Source organism: Anabaena sp. EIM26, from assembly GCF_057568715.1.
This window is the reverse complement of record NZ_CM172472.1, coordinates 4,844,733-4,858,792: the sequence shown is the minus strand read 5'-3', so window position 1 is coordinate 4,858,792 and position 14,060 is coordinate 4,844,733. Positions and strand designations below refer to the sequence as shown.

The window sequence follows — 14,060 nt, the reverse complement described above, 5'->3', positions numbered from 1 at the left end:
TGCGGTTCAATTAATCCATATTCTTCCAGTGATTAGGGAATATGTCGAATAATCCCTAATCCAACCAATGATGAAGGAACTAAATCAAGACTCATCACCGCTGCTTTTTCTGCCTTTCCCAGGAATCAAACCGCGTCTTCCCGGCATTTTTGCCAGTAACAAGAAACGGCGTAAATGTTCTAATTGTGGCGTGTCTCCGATCTGTTCCAACTCAGCCAAAGCATCTTTAAAAAGGAAGTTAGAACGATAGAGAATACGGAAAGCCTTTTTGAGAATTTGGAAGTCCTTGACGGGCATTCCTGAGCGTTTTAGACCCACTAGATTGAGCGATCGCACCCTTGAAGGATTACCCTCCACCAACATATAGGGAGGAACATCTCTATCAATACGTGCCATACCACCCACCATCGACATACCACCAATATGTACAAATTGATGGACACCCAAAACCCCGCTTAATCTAGCTCTTGACTCAATGTGGACATGACCCGCTAAGGCCACAGAATTAGCAATTACCACCGAGTCCTCAATCAAGCAATTATGACCCACATGAACATAAGCCATGAGTAGATTACCATTCCCAATTACTGTCGCTTCACCTCGACCAGTAGCGCGGTTAATAGTAACATACTCACGAATAGAATTATTATCCCCAATTTTTACCCAAGTTGGTTCTCCCACATACTTGAGATCCTGGGGTTCCATACCGATAGCTGCACCGGGAAAAATATGATTTCGCGCCCCAATTTCACATGGGCCTTCTAGCACTGCATGAGCGCCAATCACAGTTTCCGCACCGACTTTGACATTGGCTCCAATCACAGCATAAGCACCGACTTGCACTGTTGAGTGGAGTTCAGAATTAGGATGTATTACAGCAGTTGGATGAATAAGCGTTTTCAAAGGAGACTCTCCAGAACTGAGTGCTGTGTATTAAATGTTCAGTGAAAAAAGTGTCGGGCAAACAACGTGTGAGGGGCGAAAATCCAGAAATCAGTAAATACTATTGTGGTTTTTTGTTTTTACTGTTACGCTCTTTAAGGATTGACTGAGGGCAGTTCACGGCTATGCCCAGACCAGTAAAATAAAATTTTAGCTAACTAAAGAAAACATCAATTCCCCTTCAGCAGCTAGTTGTCCATCAACTTCGGCTCGACCCTGCATTTTACCGAAACGACGTTGTTTAACCCACAACAGTTCCACTGTCATAACTAGCTGATCTCCTGGAACTACTTGGCGGCGAAAACGGACTTTATCAATACCTGCAAATACGAATAGACCACCAGGTGAATCAGACATTTGCGTCATGACAATTCCGCCTACCTGTGCCATTGCTTCCACAATTAAGACACCAGGCATCAGTGAACGGCTGGGAAAATGACCTTGAAATTGAGGTTCATTAAAAGTGACATTTTTTACGCCCACTGCTAGTTTCCCAGGAACATAGTCAATAATTTTGTCTACCAGTAAAAAGGGATAGCGATGAGGTAATAGTTGCTGAATCTCTTCAACTGTGAACGTTGTTTTAATTTCCGGTGTATTGCTGTTGAGTCCATCTCCTTCAGATGTAGTCACTTCAGTAGAGTTAGTTTGGGTGAGAGTTGACATTGGTAATTGAGTTAATTGGGAATGGGGAAACAAAGTAGGCTAAAAAATAGCATACAATCTTAAATTTTAGTTAATTTTGGGTTTAATTCTAAAATTTTTTGTGCCAGTTGAACGTGTAAATTATGACTAGCTTTGTATGCTAAGAAGTGAGCAACGGGAAATTGGCCCAGCAAGCTCATATCTCCTACCAAGTCCAAAATTTTATGCCTAACTGGTTCATTTGCAAATCTTAATGGTGGATTTAGCCAACCTTCAGATCCACAAACTAAGGCGTTATCTAAGCTACCACCTTTGATTAAACCCGACTGCTGAAGATGTTCGATCTGATGCAATAAACCAAAGGTACGGGCAGGAGCAATTTCTGTAATAAACGTATTTTCAGTATTTTCGGTGGTTTCTAAATTGGTAATTAGTGAATAACTGTACCATTGATTACCAATAGCGGGCAACTCAAAATCAATCCCATAGGTAAAACGGGTTTCTGCTGCTGGCAGGGCGCAGGTAAAAGCATCACCGTGATAAACCCAAATAGGTTCTTGAATAGTGATAGGTGCTTGTGTGTTGCTAACTGGCTGTGATACCAAGCCAACTGCGGCAATGCTTTCAACCCATATCTGGGCAGAACCATCTAAAAGAGGTACTTCTGTCCCATCAATTTCAATGCGGGCATTATCTACACCCATAGCAGCCAAAGCTGCTAACAAATGTTCTACCGTGCGGACAGAGACATCACCTTCACCCAATTGAGTTGACAGCATAGTTTGACTAACTGCTGCAACTTGGGCAGGAATAATGGGTGAATTTGGTAAGTCCACCCGCACAAAATAGCGATTGCTTCCCACCTCTGCTGGTAATATCCGCACATGGGTACTCACACCACTATGCAACCCCACACCTGTTTGGGTAATTTCTGCCGCTAAAGTGTGCTGGTGCATAGGCGAAGAACTGATCTATTTTCGTTAATATTGCTCATGTGCTGTTTTTTGTAGAAACCCTGATGACCTTTACGGAAATAGTATTAAGGCAAAGGTGAAAATTAGCAAGTACTCGGTACTGGGGAGATAGGGAAGATGAGGGAGATATTCTCTTCACTACTGATAGCGTTCACGTAGTGTGCCGTAGGCATAGCGTGGCATAAGCCATACTCCTGCCTCCTGACTCCGAACTCCTGCCTCCTGACTCCTGACTCCTGACTCCTGACTCCTGACTCCTGACTCCTGACTCCTGACTCCGAACTCCGAACTCCGAACTCCTGACTCCTACTTAAAACCTTTCCCCTATCCCAAAATTGATGCGGCTATCGCCATCATCGCTCATGCCATAGTCTATGCGAATTGGTCCTAATGGTGACTGCACACGCACACCTAGACCATAGCCGTAGCCACTACCATTTTTATTCAGCACTTCAGATGCTTTGGTACTACTACCCAGGTCACTACCATAATCTAAAAATAGAGCGCCGCTCACTACAGAGAAAACGGGGAAGCGATACTCGACTGATGCTTGTACATAACTGCGTCCAGAAGCTAATCTGCCTTCGTCGTAACCCCGAACAGAATTGCTACCACCAAGAGTAAAGGCTTCGTAGGGAGGTAAGTCACCTAGAACTGTTCCTCCTTGGAGGTTAAATGCTAGGGTTTGTGTGCCTTTACCAAAGCTGAGGAATTTAACGGGTAAATATTGGCTGTAATTGCCCCGTAATCTGGTAAGTAAAATATTACCTTGTCCGATGGGTACAGACTGATCAACTCCGACACGGAGGTAAGAACCACTGCTTGGTTGTAAAGGATTATTACGGCGATCGCGTTGTGCGCCCAATTGCAACAATAGCAAATCGTCTTCACCTGTTGCCGATTGGGTCAAGGGAACTAGCGGGCTAATGATATTACCATTATCATCAAATATTGCCCCTTGTTTTCGGAGATTGCCATCAGCATCACGCCCTGAAATCCTTTGATACTGCAAGCCTGCTGAAGCAACCCAATCTGACTTTTTGTAGGGATTGGCGGAAAGGGGACGGGTAAAGGATATACCACCACCTAAACGGGTAATCCGGGGGCGATCTTGGTTGTCTTGATCAGTAATATTGTTTGGATCAAAGGTTTCAATATTGTCATCTTTGCCCTCAAAAATCAAAGAAATTGAGCGACGGCGGAAAATATTAGTTGTATAAGAAGTGCGGTAAGGATCACCTGCAATCCAAGGATCTGTGAAGCGTAGGTCAAACAGCAGTTCTCTTTCACCTAGCTGTATCTCTGTTCCTAGTTTTTGGTTTCTACCGCCCAGATTTTGCTGTTGATAGCTAATAGTACCAAATAATCCACTAGCCGAACTAATACCTGCACCGGCAGCAATTGAACCGCTACTACGTTCAGCCACATTTAATACTACATCCACTTTGCTGGGGTCAGTACCAGGGTCAAGGGAGACATTCACATCTTCAAATAATCCCAGCCCAAACACCCTTTGTAGATCTTGTTGTACTATGTTGCGGTTAAATACTTGACCCGGCTTTAATTCTACTTCCCGTGTAATAATATACTCTTTAGTCCGTCCGCGAATTGGTTGCCCTTTATCATCTGTCTCCTGTCCTTCTTTATTACGGAAACGGACTTTAATATTTTCAACTACACCTTCTGCTACTTGTAGGGTGACAACTCCAGTTTCTGAGACTTTTGGCGCTCCAATTACGTTAGCCAGTACATAACCCTTGTCTTGATACTGTTTGGTTAATTGCTTGATACCTTCTTGCAAATCTCGCAAGTTTAAGATTTGCCCATACTGTTTTTCAAATATTTCATTGACAACAGTAGCAGGAATTACGGAAGCAACACCAGTACCAGGGTTAGCATCTACTTCTACCTTAGTCAAGACGGGATTGGGATTAACAACGAAATTAACCCGCACACCCAGAGGTGTATCTTCTGGCACTGCTTGCACGTTGGAGAAAAAGCCTGTGGCAAAGATAGCATTAATATCTTGTTGTAATTGGGTCCGGGTTGTTGTCTGTCCTGGTTGGGTACGAATGGCTTTATAAACTTCTTCTTCTAGTTTGGGTAAGAGTGTCCCCGTTGGTGATTGGACAGCTACCTCTGAAACTAATACACGGGGTTCTGCTGTTTCTGTCGTTTCTGGAGTAGCAGGAAAAACAGGCTCGGCTGTGGGTGGCTCGATGTTTTCCTGAGTAGGAACAGTGTCAGGGGTGGGAGAAGGTTCTGCTTGGGCAACTTGTGCAGTGTTTGCTGTTGTTGTAGCTGTTGGTAAAATTACTTCTGATGTTGCTACGGGTTTTGGCTGGGGAGATAGTGCTGCTTTCAAGGCTTGTGCAGTGTTTGCCGTTGTTGTAGCTGTTGGTAAAATTACCTCAGATGTTGCTACGGGTTTTAGCTGGGGAGATGGTTCTGCTTGGGCAATTTGTGCAGTGTTTGCCGTTACCGTGGGTAAAATTACTTCTGGTGTTGCTATTGATGTTGAGTTAGAGGTTAAGACTTTGACCTCAGTCGCAGATTGGTGAGGTTCAGTTTTGATGACTACTGCTTTTGCAGGTAAATCAGATGCTGGGTTTTCACTATTTCGATTAGTTTCCTGTTGTAACGGCTGGTTTGTTTCTAGAGTGGAAACCTCTGTTACTTGCTGCTGGACATTAGGCGTTTGGGCAATGCCTGGGTTGGGCGTAGCGATCGCAATCACTGCCAGCAATACAGGAGATAAATGCATTTTATTCATATTCTTCTTCACTACCACACACCTTTACAAATTTAGTTATGAGTCTTTAGCCATAAAAGGCATAGGACTACTCACTCGCAGTTATTGTTTCTACTGGTTTTATACTTAGGATTCAGGACTAAGCACTTTGCTATAATTTTGTTTTTCCACTACTTGTAATACTCTTTGTAAAACCTCCTGGTAAGCATTCTCTACATTCCCTAAGTCTCGACGGAAACGGTCTTTATCCATGACTCGACGGTTAGGATCGGTTTCTGCTATATCCCACAAACGGCACGTATCAGGGCTAATTTCATCGGCCAAGAGCAATTGCTGTTGTGAATCCACACCAAATTCGAGTTTAAAGTCTACTAGGGTAATGCCACACTGTTGCCAAAATTTTTGAAGAAAATCATTGATTTGCAATGCAAGATGGATAATGCTATCAACTTGTTCCTCGGTGGCTAGTTTCAGCAGCCGCAAGCGATCGCGTGTGAGCAGTGGATCTCCTAGTTGGTCGTCTTTGTAATAAAACTCTACCAAAGGCTGTCGCAAAACTGTACCTATTTGCAGCCCTGTTTGTTGACATAGACTACCCGCAGCTATATTTCTGACAACTACTTCTAGTGGCAAAATCTTCACGGCTCTGACTCGCATTTGATTTGGCGATGGACAATCAATAAAATGAGTCTTGATGCCATAGGCTGCTAACTGTTGAAACAAATGGCTGGAAATAGTACAGTTTATGCCGCCTTTTCCCTGAATACTGCCCCGCTTTTGAGCATTAAATGCAGTCGCATCATCTTTAAAATCAGCCAGCAAGACTTCAGGGTCTTCTGTGGTATATAGAATTTTCGCTTTGCCTTCGTATAGCTTGGTATTAACAGACATAATGGTAGGTACAGTTCTAGGCAGTGATCTTCGGCTTAACCATTTTATCTTTAGTTATTAGCCATTGGTGATGAGTTAACAAGGTGCTAATTTCATTGTGTTTTCTCTTCCATGTTCCCTATTCCCCCGTCTTTTCAGTGAAACGGGTCAACTATACATAAAACCTCTAAAATTTTTAGTTAACTTTTTGTAATTTTGGTAAATAAAATTATATAATAATCTAAAAAAGTATATATTAATACCTTTAATAATTTTTTTTTGGTTGAAGTTAATTAAAACCCATTTTTATGGATGAAGGAATAAAATGAAATAGTTGTAAGCATAGGAGCATTGGTAAAACCTGTTTTGAGGAGATTGTAATATTTCTTTACAAGAATATATATCGAATGATGGCTCGTCAATAGCTTTGGTCACTTTGGCATCATAATTTTTTTAACAAACCCCCTGTTTAATGACTTAACTTATCTCACTTAATCTCTTGATTATTTTGTCAAAGTTAAAATTGACCAATAGCTCTAAAAAGGTTGCCATAAATAGATTGTCATCGTTTAAAGTGTAATCATTTGCTTTCTCCTGTCCTCAAACAATAGAGATGAAGAGTAGCTAGTGGTTCTGCTGCAAACAAGAAAATCAGCAGGAGTGTTAAATACATGGAGAAAAAAATAATGGACAAAGGTGATTTTCTCTATCCTCGTGGTCGCTACTACGGTCATGTACAGCCTGAGAATTTAGTTTTCAACGCCAATTTACAGGAATTTGCCCAGCGCATAAGTTACATTTGTAACTTGGAAACAGGTGGTAAACTCCCACCAGATGAAGCTTACAAACAAATAAAGATGCTGTGGAAGCAGTTAAAACGCTCGAAAAAGCAACTAAGGATAGGTGAAGAACCGTTCCAAAATAATGATTCTGAGTCTGAAGATTAATCTGGTGACTGAGGAGATGGGGAGGACGAAGAAAAAGATTTTTCCCAATCACAAATGACTACTTTGTCATCATTGTCCAGACACCATCCCAGGATTTTGGAGGTGGTGTTTTTTGATAATTATAGGCGCGTTCTAGATGGGTATCAACAGCTTGGTCGGTGGGTCGGAGACGTTGAGCAATTTCAAAGCAAGCGATCGCTTGGGAGAATTCCCTTGATACATAAGCAACGCGTCCGGCATTGTAATGATGCAAAAATTCTTCCGTGTTGGCATCTAGGGGAGTAGAGCGATCGCTAATTAATTCGTAGATATCTACAGCCTGATGTTTACCTTTGACGCGAATTCTATCGAGTTGACGTACCCAAATGCGATTGCTGCACAAATTGTAAGTAAATTCACTCAAAATTATATCACAACCATATTCCTTAGTTACACTTTCCAAGCGGGAACTCAAATTCACTCCATCTCCAATTACTGTATAGTCCATCCGTTTATGTGAACCAATGTTCCCGGATACCACTTCCCCCGAACTAATCCCAATCCCAATCCGAATTTGTGGTTGGGACTGAACAATCCGTCTCAGGTTAAACTCCTTCAGTCGGCAACGCATATCCAAAGCTGATTGTATTGCTCGCCAAGCATGATTTTCAGTCAATGGTAGTGGCGCACCAAATACAGCCATTAAAGCATCACCAATAAACTTATCTAAAGTGCCTTCATATTGAAAAACTGACTCAACCATCGTCTCAAAATACTGGTTCAGCAAGGATACCACCTCAGCGGCTCCCAAGTTTTCCGTCAGGGTAGTGTAACCACGGATATCAGAAAACAAGACGGTTACTTCCTTGCGCTCACCCACCATTAAGCTATCATCTCCCAAAGCCATAACTTGCTCGGCTACGTGGGGTGTGAGATAGCGGTACATAGTGCTTTTGAGGCGTTTTTCTCGGCTGATGTCTTCCAAGACCACCAAACCGCCTCTAACTCCACCTTCTGGGTTAGTTAAGGGATTGATGGTAAGATTGATGCTGCGTTCTAAGATTTTGACTACATCAACACTGAGTAATTCAGACTGGGGAGTGAGGAGTTGATTCCAAGGCACAAAAATATTTGGATTAGTGCGATCGCGCACAGCTAAAATTAACTTCTGAGCGATCGCTTCTGAGTTTTGAGTTTCACTACTCTCTAGTTGATATAATCCCACCAGCAAACTTTGCTCTGGCACATAATGCCTAGCCCCGTATTTTAAACTATCTTCCAGCCGCACTTGCAGATTTTCAATCGGCACTACCTCCCAAACTTGACGACCCAGTAAATTTTGTTTCCACAACAGCTTGTTACTTCTACCATTGCCGGACTTCAAAGGACAACCCAGTAACTCTAGTGCTGCATCATTAATGGTCACAATTTGACCTTGCATATCTGTAGAAATTACAGCATCTGATAAACTCTGGAGAATATCTTTTTGATACTGTCTTTCCAACAAAACACTTTCAAATAAACGAGCATTTTCCAAAGCTATTCCTGCTTGGATATTAAAAGCCCGCATAAATTCTTCATCGGAAGTACTAAAACTACCTTGTTGTTTATTAATTAACTGTGTTACACCAATTAACTCATTGGCAGAATTAAAAACGGGCAAACACAGAATATTACGAGTTACATACCCAGTCTTATGATCTGTAGTCGGATCAAAGCGGGGATCTTGATAAGCATCGGGGATATTGAGTGCTTGACCAGTGGATGCCACATAGCCAGCAATACCTCGATTAGAAGGAATACGGACTTCGATCAAATTTTTGTCATTAACGGTTGCAACTTTCGTCCACAATTCACCCATTTCCTTGCGATACAAAAACAGCGTGCTGCGGTCTGCTTGCATCAAAATCCGGGCTTGTTCCATCACAATCTGCAAAGTTGCTTCTAAATCCAAACTTTGTCCCAAAGTCTGAGTTGCACGCAACAAAGCCGTTGCACCCCGTTGATTACGAGCTGCCACATAGAAAGACTGACAACTTTCCAGGATAATACCAATAGAAGCGGCAAAGTCTCGAAAAGACTCCTCATCATCCTGATTAAAAGGAACATCCCCAGCTTTATTAGCCAGTTGAACTACAGCTACAGTTTGCTTTTTGCTGCTAACAACAGGCATACATAAAAGATTACGGATTTTATAGCCCATTTGTTTTTCTAACTCTGGGCTAAAAAGAGGGTGAGTAATAGTTTCCGCAATATTGAGATATTTGCCTGTACTAGCCACATAACCAGGAATCCCCACATTTAAGGGAGTGCGGATTTCTAAAAATTTTTGGCTATTATCTTGAGGAACTTTTGACCACAGTTGAGCCTTGTCATAGTCAACTAAAAAAATAGCTGTATGTTCAGCTTGGAGAATTTGACCAATTTTGAGTGTAATGGCTTCTAGTACTTTCTCCAACATACTTTCTAGAGCTTCATTATTGATCAGATCAATAGCTCTGAGAAATTGCTGAAACTCAGCCGTGATAAAGTCTAGTAAGCAAACAAACTCATTCACAGAAAGGTCTTTGACACGACTGAGTAGAGCTTGAGTGCGATTAACTTGAGTCAGTTCAGTTAATGTAGCCAAGACGCTACCTGCATTTGGGAGTGTCATGGGATTTTAGATTTGGGATTTTAGATTTGGGATTTTAGATTTGGGATTTTAGATGGAAATTTTAAATTAGTTAAATATTATTAGGACTTACGCCTTGACAAGAGCAACCAAATATGGACTGAGTTCGACATAAGATAATTTGTGGAAAACTCGCCCCCAGTAGGAGTCTCAAACCCTTATTCTATCCTTGAAAAAATCATAACTCCGTTCGCGTAGCGTCTCCGTTCGGCGAAGCCGTGCTGTAGGCATAGGAGAAACTCCAAACTCCTAACACAGGTAAATATGATGTCTGGTTTTGATGACAAAAGCCAATTTAGAAAGCTTTGGTCAACTTTTTAGATGTGATTACTTTGTGATAGTAATCTTGTAATTGGCGTGTAGCAGCTGCCCACCCCCAATGTTCTGCTTCTTTACGGGCATTTTTACGGATAATATTTACATCTTGTTGGTATTGTAATAGACAAACTGTAGCATCAATTGCTTCCTGAATATCTGCTTTTGGATCAAAAAGATATCCATTTACCCCATCTGTGACAATATCAGGAATTCCTCCAGAACGGGCTGCAACTACTGGACATCCAGCTGCCATTGCTTCTAGGAGGACTAATCCTAATGTTTCTGTGCGGGAAGGGAAAATAAAGGCATCAGCACTAGCAAAGGCAGAACCTAACTCTTTCCCCATTAAATAACCGACAAAATAAGTATTTGTGCCGTCAAAGTGTTTTTCTAGTGCTTGACGGTGGGGACCATCTCCTACTAATGCCAATCTTGCATTAGGAATGGCTTCTAAAATTGGTTTAATGCGCTCAATTTCTTTTTCTGCTGAAAGACGACCTACATACAAAAGTAAGGGACTTTCAGGATGATTTTGAGTCAAGCGCGATCGCATTTCTGGATCTGCCAAATCAGGATCAAATAATTCTGTATCCACACCCCGTTGCCACAAATCTACTCTCTTAATCCCATGTCCAGATAGTTCCTCCACCATAGCTGTGGATGTACATAAATTTAATTCAGCTTGATTATGAGCGCCTTTTAGCAATTCCCAAAGTAAACCTTCTAACATTCCTAAACCGTAATGTTGCAGGTATTTAGGTAAATGTGTATGGTAAGAAGCTACCAAGGGAATTTTGAGAACTTTACTATAAAAAATCCCCGATAATCCCAAAACGGCGGGATTAACGACATGAATAATATCTGGCTGAAACTGCTCTAATTCGTAACCAATAGATGGGCGGGGGAGTGACAATTTCAACTCTGGATACAGAGGTAGAGGAAAGCCACTCACGCCGTAAACTTTCGCGCCTTTATGTTCAGTTATGCCACCTTCAGGAGCAAATACTAAGACTTGATTACCATCCCTTTGTAGATGATCAACAGTGTGACGTAGACGGGTAACAATCCCATCAACCTTGGGTAAAAAAGTTTCGGTGAATAGAGCAATTCTCATAAAAAACTGGAAAACAGGAGTCAGGAGTCAGGAGTCAGGAGTTCGGAGTTCGGAGTTCGGAGTTCGGAGTTCGGAGTCAGGAGTTCGGAGTTCGGAGTTCGGAGTCAGGAGTCAGGAGTCAGGAGTTCGGAGTTCGGAGTTCGGAGTTCGGAGTCAGGAGTCAGGAGTTCGGAGTTCGGAGTTCGGAGTTCGGAGTTCGGAGTCAGGAGTCAGGAGTCAGGATTTAGGATTTAGGATTCAGAATTCAGGGAAAAAATCAACTCAAAATTTAAAAACTCTTGTCTTTTGACTTCTTTCTGTCACCTGTCACCTGTCACCTGTCACCTGTCACCTGTCACCTGTCACCTGCTACCTATTTTCTATGCCAAGATACTTTAGGCAAAATTTGGTTATTATCAACTCGTTTCTGATACTTAACGGCAAAGTTTAACAACGAGTCAAGTAGAGAATCAGAGAGAAAATGTGGTTCTAAGCCTAAATCGAGCAGTTTAGTGTTTTTCGCGTTGAAATAGTGTTCTTCTTTTTCAACTCTGGGGTTATCAATGTTATTGATCTCTACGTTCAAGCCCAGTGAATTCGAGGCTTTTTTCACCATCATTGCCAAATCACCAACACTGAATAGTTCGGTAAATTGGTTAAATACACGAAATTCTCCAGATTGAGCAGGATTTGCGATCGCTATTTCAATACATCGCACCGTATCTCGAATATCCAAAAAGCCGCGAGTTTGTCCACCTTTCCCGTAAACCGTGAGAGGATGTCCTACCGCAGCTTGAATACAGAAACGATTCAATGCTGTACCAAAAACGCCATCATAATCAAGACGGTTAATTAACAGTTCGTCCAGCCCCGTTTCTTCAGTGAGAACGCCATAAACTATCCCTTGATTCAAATCTGTTGCCCGTAAACCCCAAATCCGGCAAGCAAATTGAATATTATGGCTATCATGCACTTTACTCAAGTGATACATTGAACCCGGCTGCTTAGGATAGGGCAAAGTATCTTTGCGACCGTTGTGTTCAATGGTGATATAACCTTCTTCAATATCAATATTGGGTGTCCCATATTCACCCATTGTCCCCAACTTCACCAAATGACAATCAGGAAAATCTTCCCGCATGGCATACAGCAAGTTCAATGTACCAACTACATTATTTACCTGAGTGAGAACTGCGTGTTCGCGGTCGATCATCGAAAAGGGAGCCGAACGCTGTTCACCAAAATGCACTATGGAATCTGGCTGAAATTGGTGTAAGGCTTTGTGCAGAAAACTGTAATTGTTAATATCGCCGATAAATAGGTCAATAGATTTACCAGTCAAATCTTGCCATCGCTGGATACGTTGTTGAATTGATGCAATTGGGGTCAGAGTCTCAACACCGAGTTCATTATCCCAATGTCGCCGCACCAAACTGTCTAAAATTCCAACTTCATAACCTCGATTAGAAAGGTAGAGTGCAGTTGCCCAACCGCAATACCCATCGCCACCAATAACCAGGACTTTCATTTTTACCAGTTTTTACTCGCTGATAGCTAAATCTATCAGGTTTCTGTCCCCTCTCGCTCATTAATTCTGGCGATTGGTCATTGGTCAGTGCTGAGTACTGAGTACCGAGTACCGAGTACCGAGTCCTCCTACCAGGATTTTCTGCCCCTGCTCCCTGTCATCTATAACTTAATCTTGTACTGCTGGGCAATGTAATAAAACAAACGATAGTGATCTCGAAATTCTTTGCTATTGCTTTGTCCTTGCCAATAATATGTCACTTGACCTTGAGTTATGGTCAGTTTCATGGAACTCATCTGTTTACCAATTTCCACAACCATCACTCCAGAAACGCCTTGAGCCGTTTCAAAGTTATGATCTATCTGTTTTATCGTTTCCTGGTCTTGGGTAATTGACTCTGGTAACTCTTTGGTTGCCCAAGCCCTAATTTCTGTATTTTGGTTTTGTGGTGAAATAAATGTCACTCCATCGTTGTTGTCTGGTGCTGCTAAAGAAGTCCAATTACTGGGATAGGGAAATTCAAACCCATAACGAGGATTTTGGTAAGTCTCCCAGGTGATTTTGGAGGTTAGGAAGCTAGTACCACACCCTGAAAAAATTATAGCTGTGCCAACACCAGAGACTAAAGCCACAATTATTCGTCTCAAATTATAGGTTTTGACCGCAGCAATAGACATAATTACACCCTTTACCCAATTTAGCGACAGCAGAGTTAGATCGGCTTTTATCCCCATTCTTGAGAGGAATTAATTTCTTTTAGCCCCGGTCTATCCACTATATTTATTGTTTCATAAATCACACAGTTAATAATTTTGTGAGTAATTGCTAGTGCTTAATATAAAGATATGTAACAAAATAGCTGTTAAAACGTTTTACCATCTTGACAAGCAATCAAAGAGTCGATAACGTTAGTTACATACCCGGGTAAGACCGCTATTTAGTCATATGCAAACTAAGCAAAAGGTTACTTTGTATCTATCGCCAGAACTGCACAGAAGATTGAAAATTCGATCAGCAGTTGATTCTGAACCGATGTCAGAACTCGCAGAACGCGCCCTGAATTTCTACCTGACAAATTCGGAATTAGTAGAAGAGTTAGAAGCGTCTGCTTATGGGCGAACACATAGAGTTTATTCTTGTCCTACTTGTGAAAGTTCACTTACCTTGCGTAATGGCGAACTAGTAGCTTTAGGTAATCAACCAGGAATAATAGGACACGACCATCTATCCATTGACGAAATGGAAGAAGATGAAACCCATCCCAAGGGTGAGGAAGAATTAGTTCCTTGCTAGATAGGAATTATGAATAAGTAGTTCATAGTTTTAGTTATCTATAAC

12 protein-coding genes are annotated in these 14,060 nt (G+C 41.8%); 3 read left to right on the top strand and 9 right to left on the bottom strand.

The window, feature by feature from the left end; translation table 11 throughout:
* Positions 1–84: 84 nt before the first annotated feature.
* The 5 genes from lpxA to purC all read right to left on the bottom strand — a co-directional run bounded on the left by lpxA (position 85) and on the right by purC (position 6,204).
* Complete coding sequence (lpxA, locus tag AC012T_RS21040) at positions 85–903, bottom strand: acyl-ACP--UDP-N-acetylglucosamine O-acyltransferase (protein ID WP_487060655.1); 819 nt, start codon at positions 901–903, stop codon at positions 85–87.
* A gap of 189 nt (positions 904–1,092) precedes the next feature.
* On the bottom strand, positions 1,093–1,608 hold the full coding sequence (gene fabZ, locus AC012T_RS21035; RefSeq protein WP_487060654.1) for a 3-hydroxyacyl-ACP dehydratase FabZ: 516 nt from the start codon (positions 1,606–1,608) through the stop codon (positions 1,093–1,095).
* A 59-nt stretch (positions 1,609–1,667) separates the two neighbouring features.
* Positions 1,668–2,543: a UDP-3-O-acyl-N-acetylglucosamine deacetylase gene (gene lpxC / locus AC012T_RS21030; protein WP_487060653.1), complete on the bottom strand. Its 876-nt coding sequence runs from the start codon at positions 2,541–2,543 to the stop codon at positions 1,668–1,670.
* A gap of 328 nt (positions 2,544–2,871) precedes the next feature.
* Positions 2,872–5,334, bottom strand: a complete 2,463-nt coding sequence (locus AC012T_RS21025; RefSeq protein WP_487060652.1) for a BamA/TamA family outer membrane protein — start codon at positions 5,332–5,334, stop codon at positions 2,872–2,874.
* Positions 5,335–5,439: 105 nt separating this feature from the next.
* Positions 5,440–6,204: a phosphoribosylaminoimidazolesuccinocarboxamide synthase gene (purC, locus tag AC012T_RS21020; protein ID WP_487060651.1), complete on the bottom strand. Its 765-nt coding sequence runs from the start codon at positions 6,202–6,204 to the stop codon at positions 5,440–5,442.
* 650 nt (positions 6,205–6,854) lie between these two features.
* Here purC and AC012T_RS21015 point away from each other — a divergent pair.
* Positions 6,855–7,130 (top strand): DUF7219 family protein, encoded by a 276-nt coding sequence (locus AC012T_RS21015; RefSeq protein WP_487060650.1) that lies wholly within the window; start codon positions 6,855–6,857, stop codon positions 7,128–7,130.
* Positions 7,131–7,188: 58 nt separating this feature from the next.
* Here AC012T_RS21015 and AC012T_RS21010 read toward each other — a convergent pair whose 3' ends face one another.
* Both AC012T_RS21010 and AC012T_RS21005 read right to left on the bottom strand, forming a co-directional pair.
* Positions 7,189–9,765 (bottom strand): GAF domain-containing protein, encoded by a 2,577-nt coding sequence (locus AC012T_RS21010; RefSeq protein ID WP_487060649.1) that lies wholly within the window; start codon positions 9,763–9,765, stop codon positions 7,189–7,191.
* A 313-nt stretch (positions 9,766–10,078) separates the two neighbouring features.
* Positions 10,079–11,215: a glycosyltransferase family 4 protein gene (locus AC012T_RS21005; RefSeq protein WP_487060648.1), complete on the bottom strand. Its 1,137-nt coding sequence runs from the start codon at positions 11,213–11,215 to the stop codon at positions 10,079–10,081.
* On the opposite strand from AC012T_RS21005, the gene AC012T_RS21000 reads away from it, so the two are divergent.
* A complete protein-coding gene (locus tag AC012T_RS21000; protein ID WP_487060647.1) occupies positions 11,196–11,504 on the top strand; it encodes a hypothetical protein in 309 nt (102 codons plus the stop codon). The two genes, AC012T_RS21005 and AC012T_RS21000, sit on opposite strands and share 20 nt — an antisense overlap.
* A gap of 63 nt (positions 11,505–11,567) precedes the next feature.
* On the opposite strand, the gene AC012T_RS20995 is transcribed toward AC012T_RS21000, so the two are convergent.
* Together AC012T_RS20995 and AC012T_RS20990 are read right to left on the bottom strand one after the other, a co-directional pair.
* A complete protein-coding gene (locus AC012T_RS20995; RefSeq protein WP_487060646.1) occupies positions 11,568–12,722 on the bottom strand; it encodes an NAD-dependent epimerase/dehydratase family protein in 1,155 nt (384 codons plus the stop codon).
* A 161-nt stretch (positions 12,723–12,883) separates the two neighbouring features.
* On the bottom strand, positions 12,884–13,399 hold the full coding sequence (locus tag AC012T_RS20990) for a hypothetical protein (protein ID WP_487060645.1): 516 nt from the start codon (positions 13,397–13,399) through the stop codon (positions 12,884–12,886).
* A 268-nt stretch (positions 13,400–13,667) separates the two neighbouring features.
* Between AC012T_RS20990 and AC012T_RS20985 the strand changes: the two genes are divergently transcribed.
* On the top strand, positions 13,668–14,015 hold the full coding sequence (locus AC012T_RS20985) for a slr0373 family blue light stress response protein (protein ID WP_487060644.1): 348 nt from the start codon (positions 13,668–13,670) through the stop codon (positions 14,013–14,015).
* Positions 14,016–14,060 lie beyond the last annotated feature (45 nt).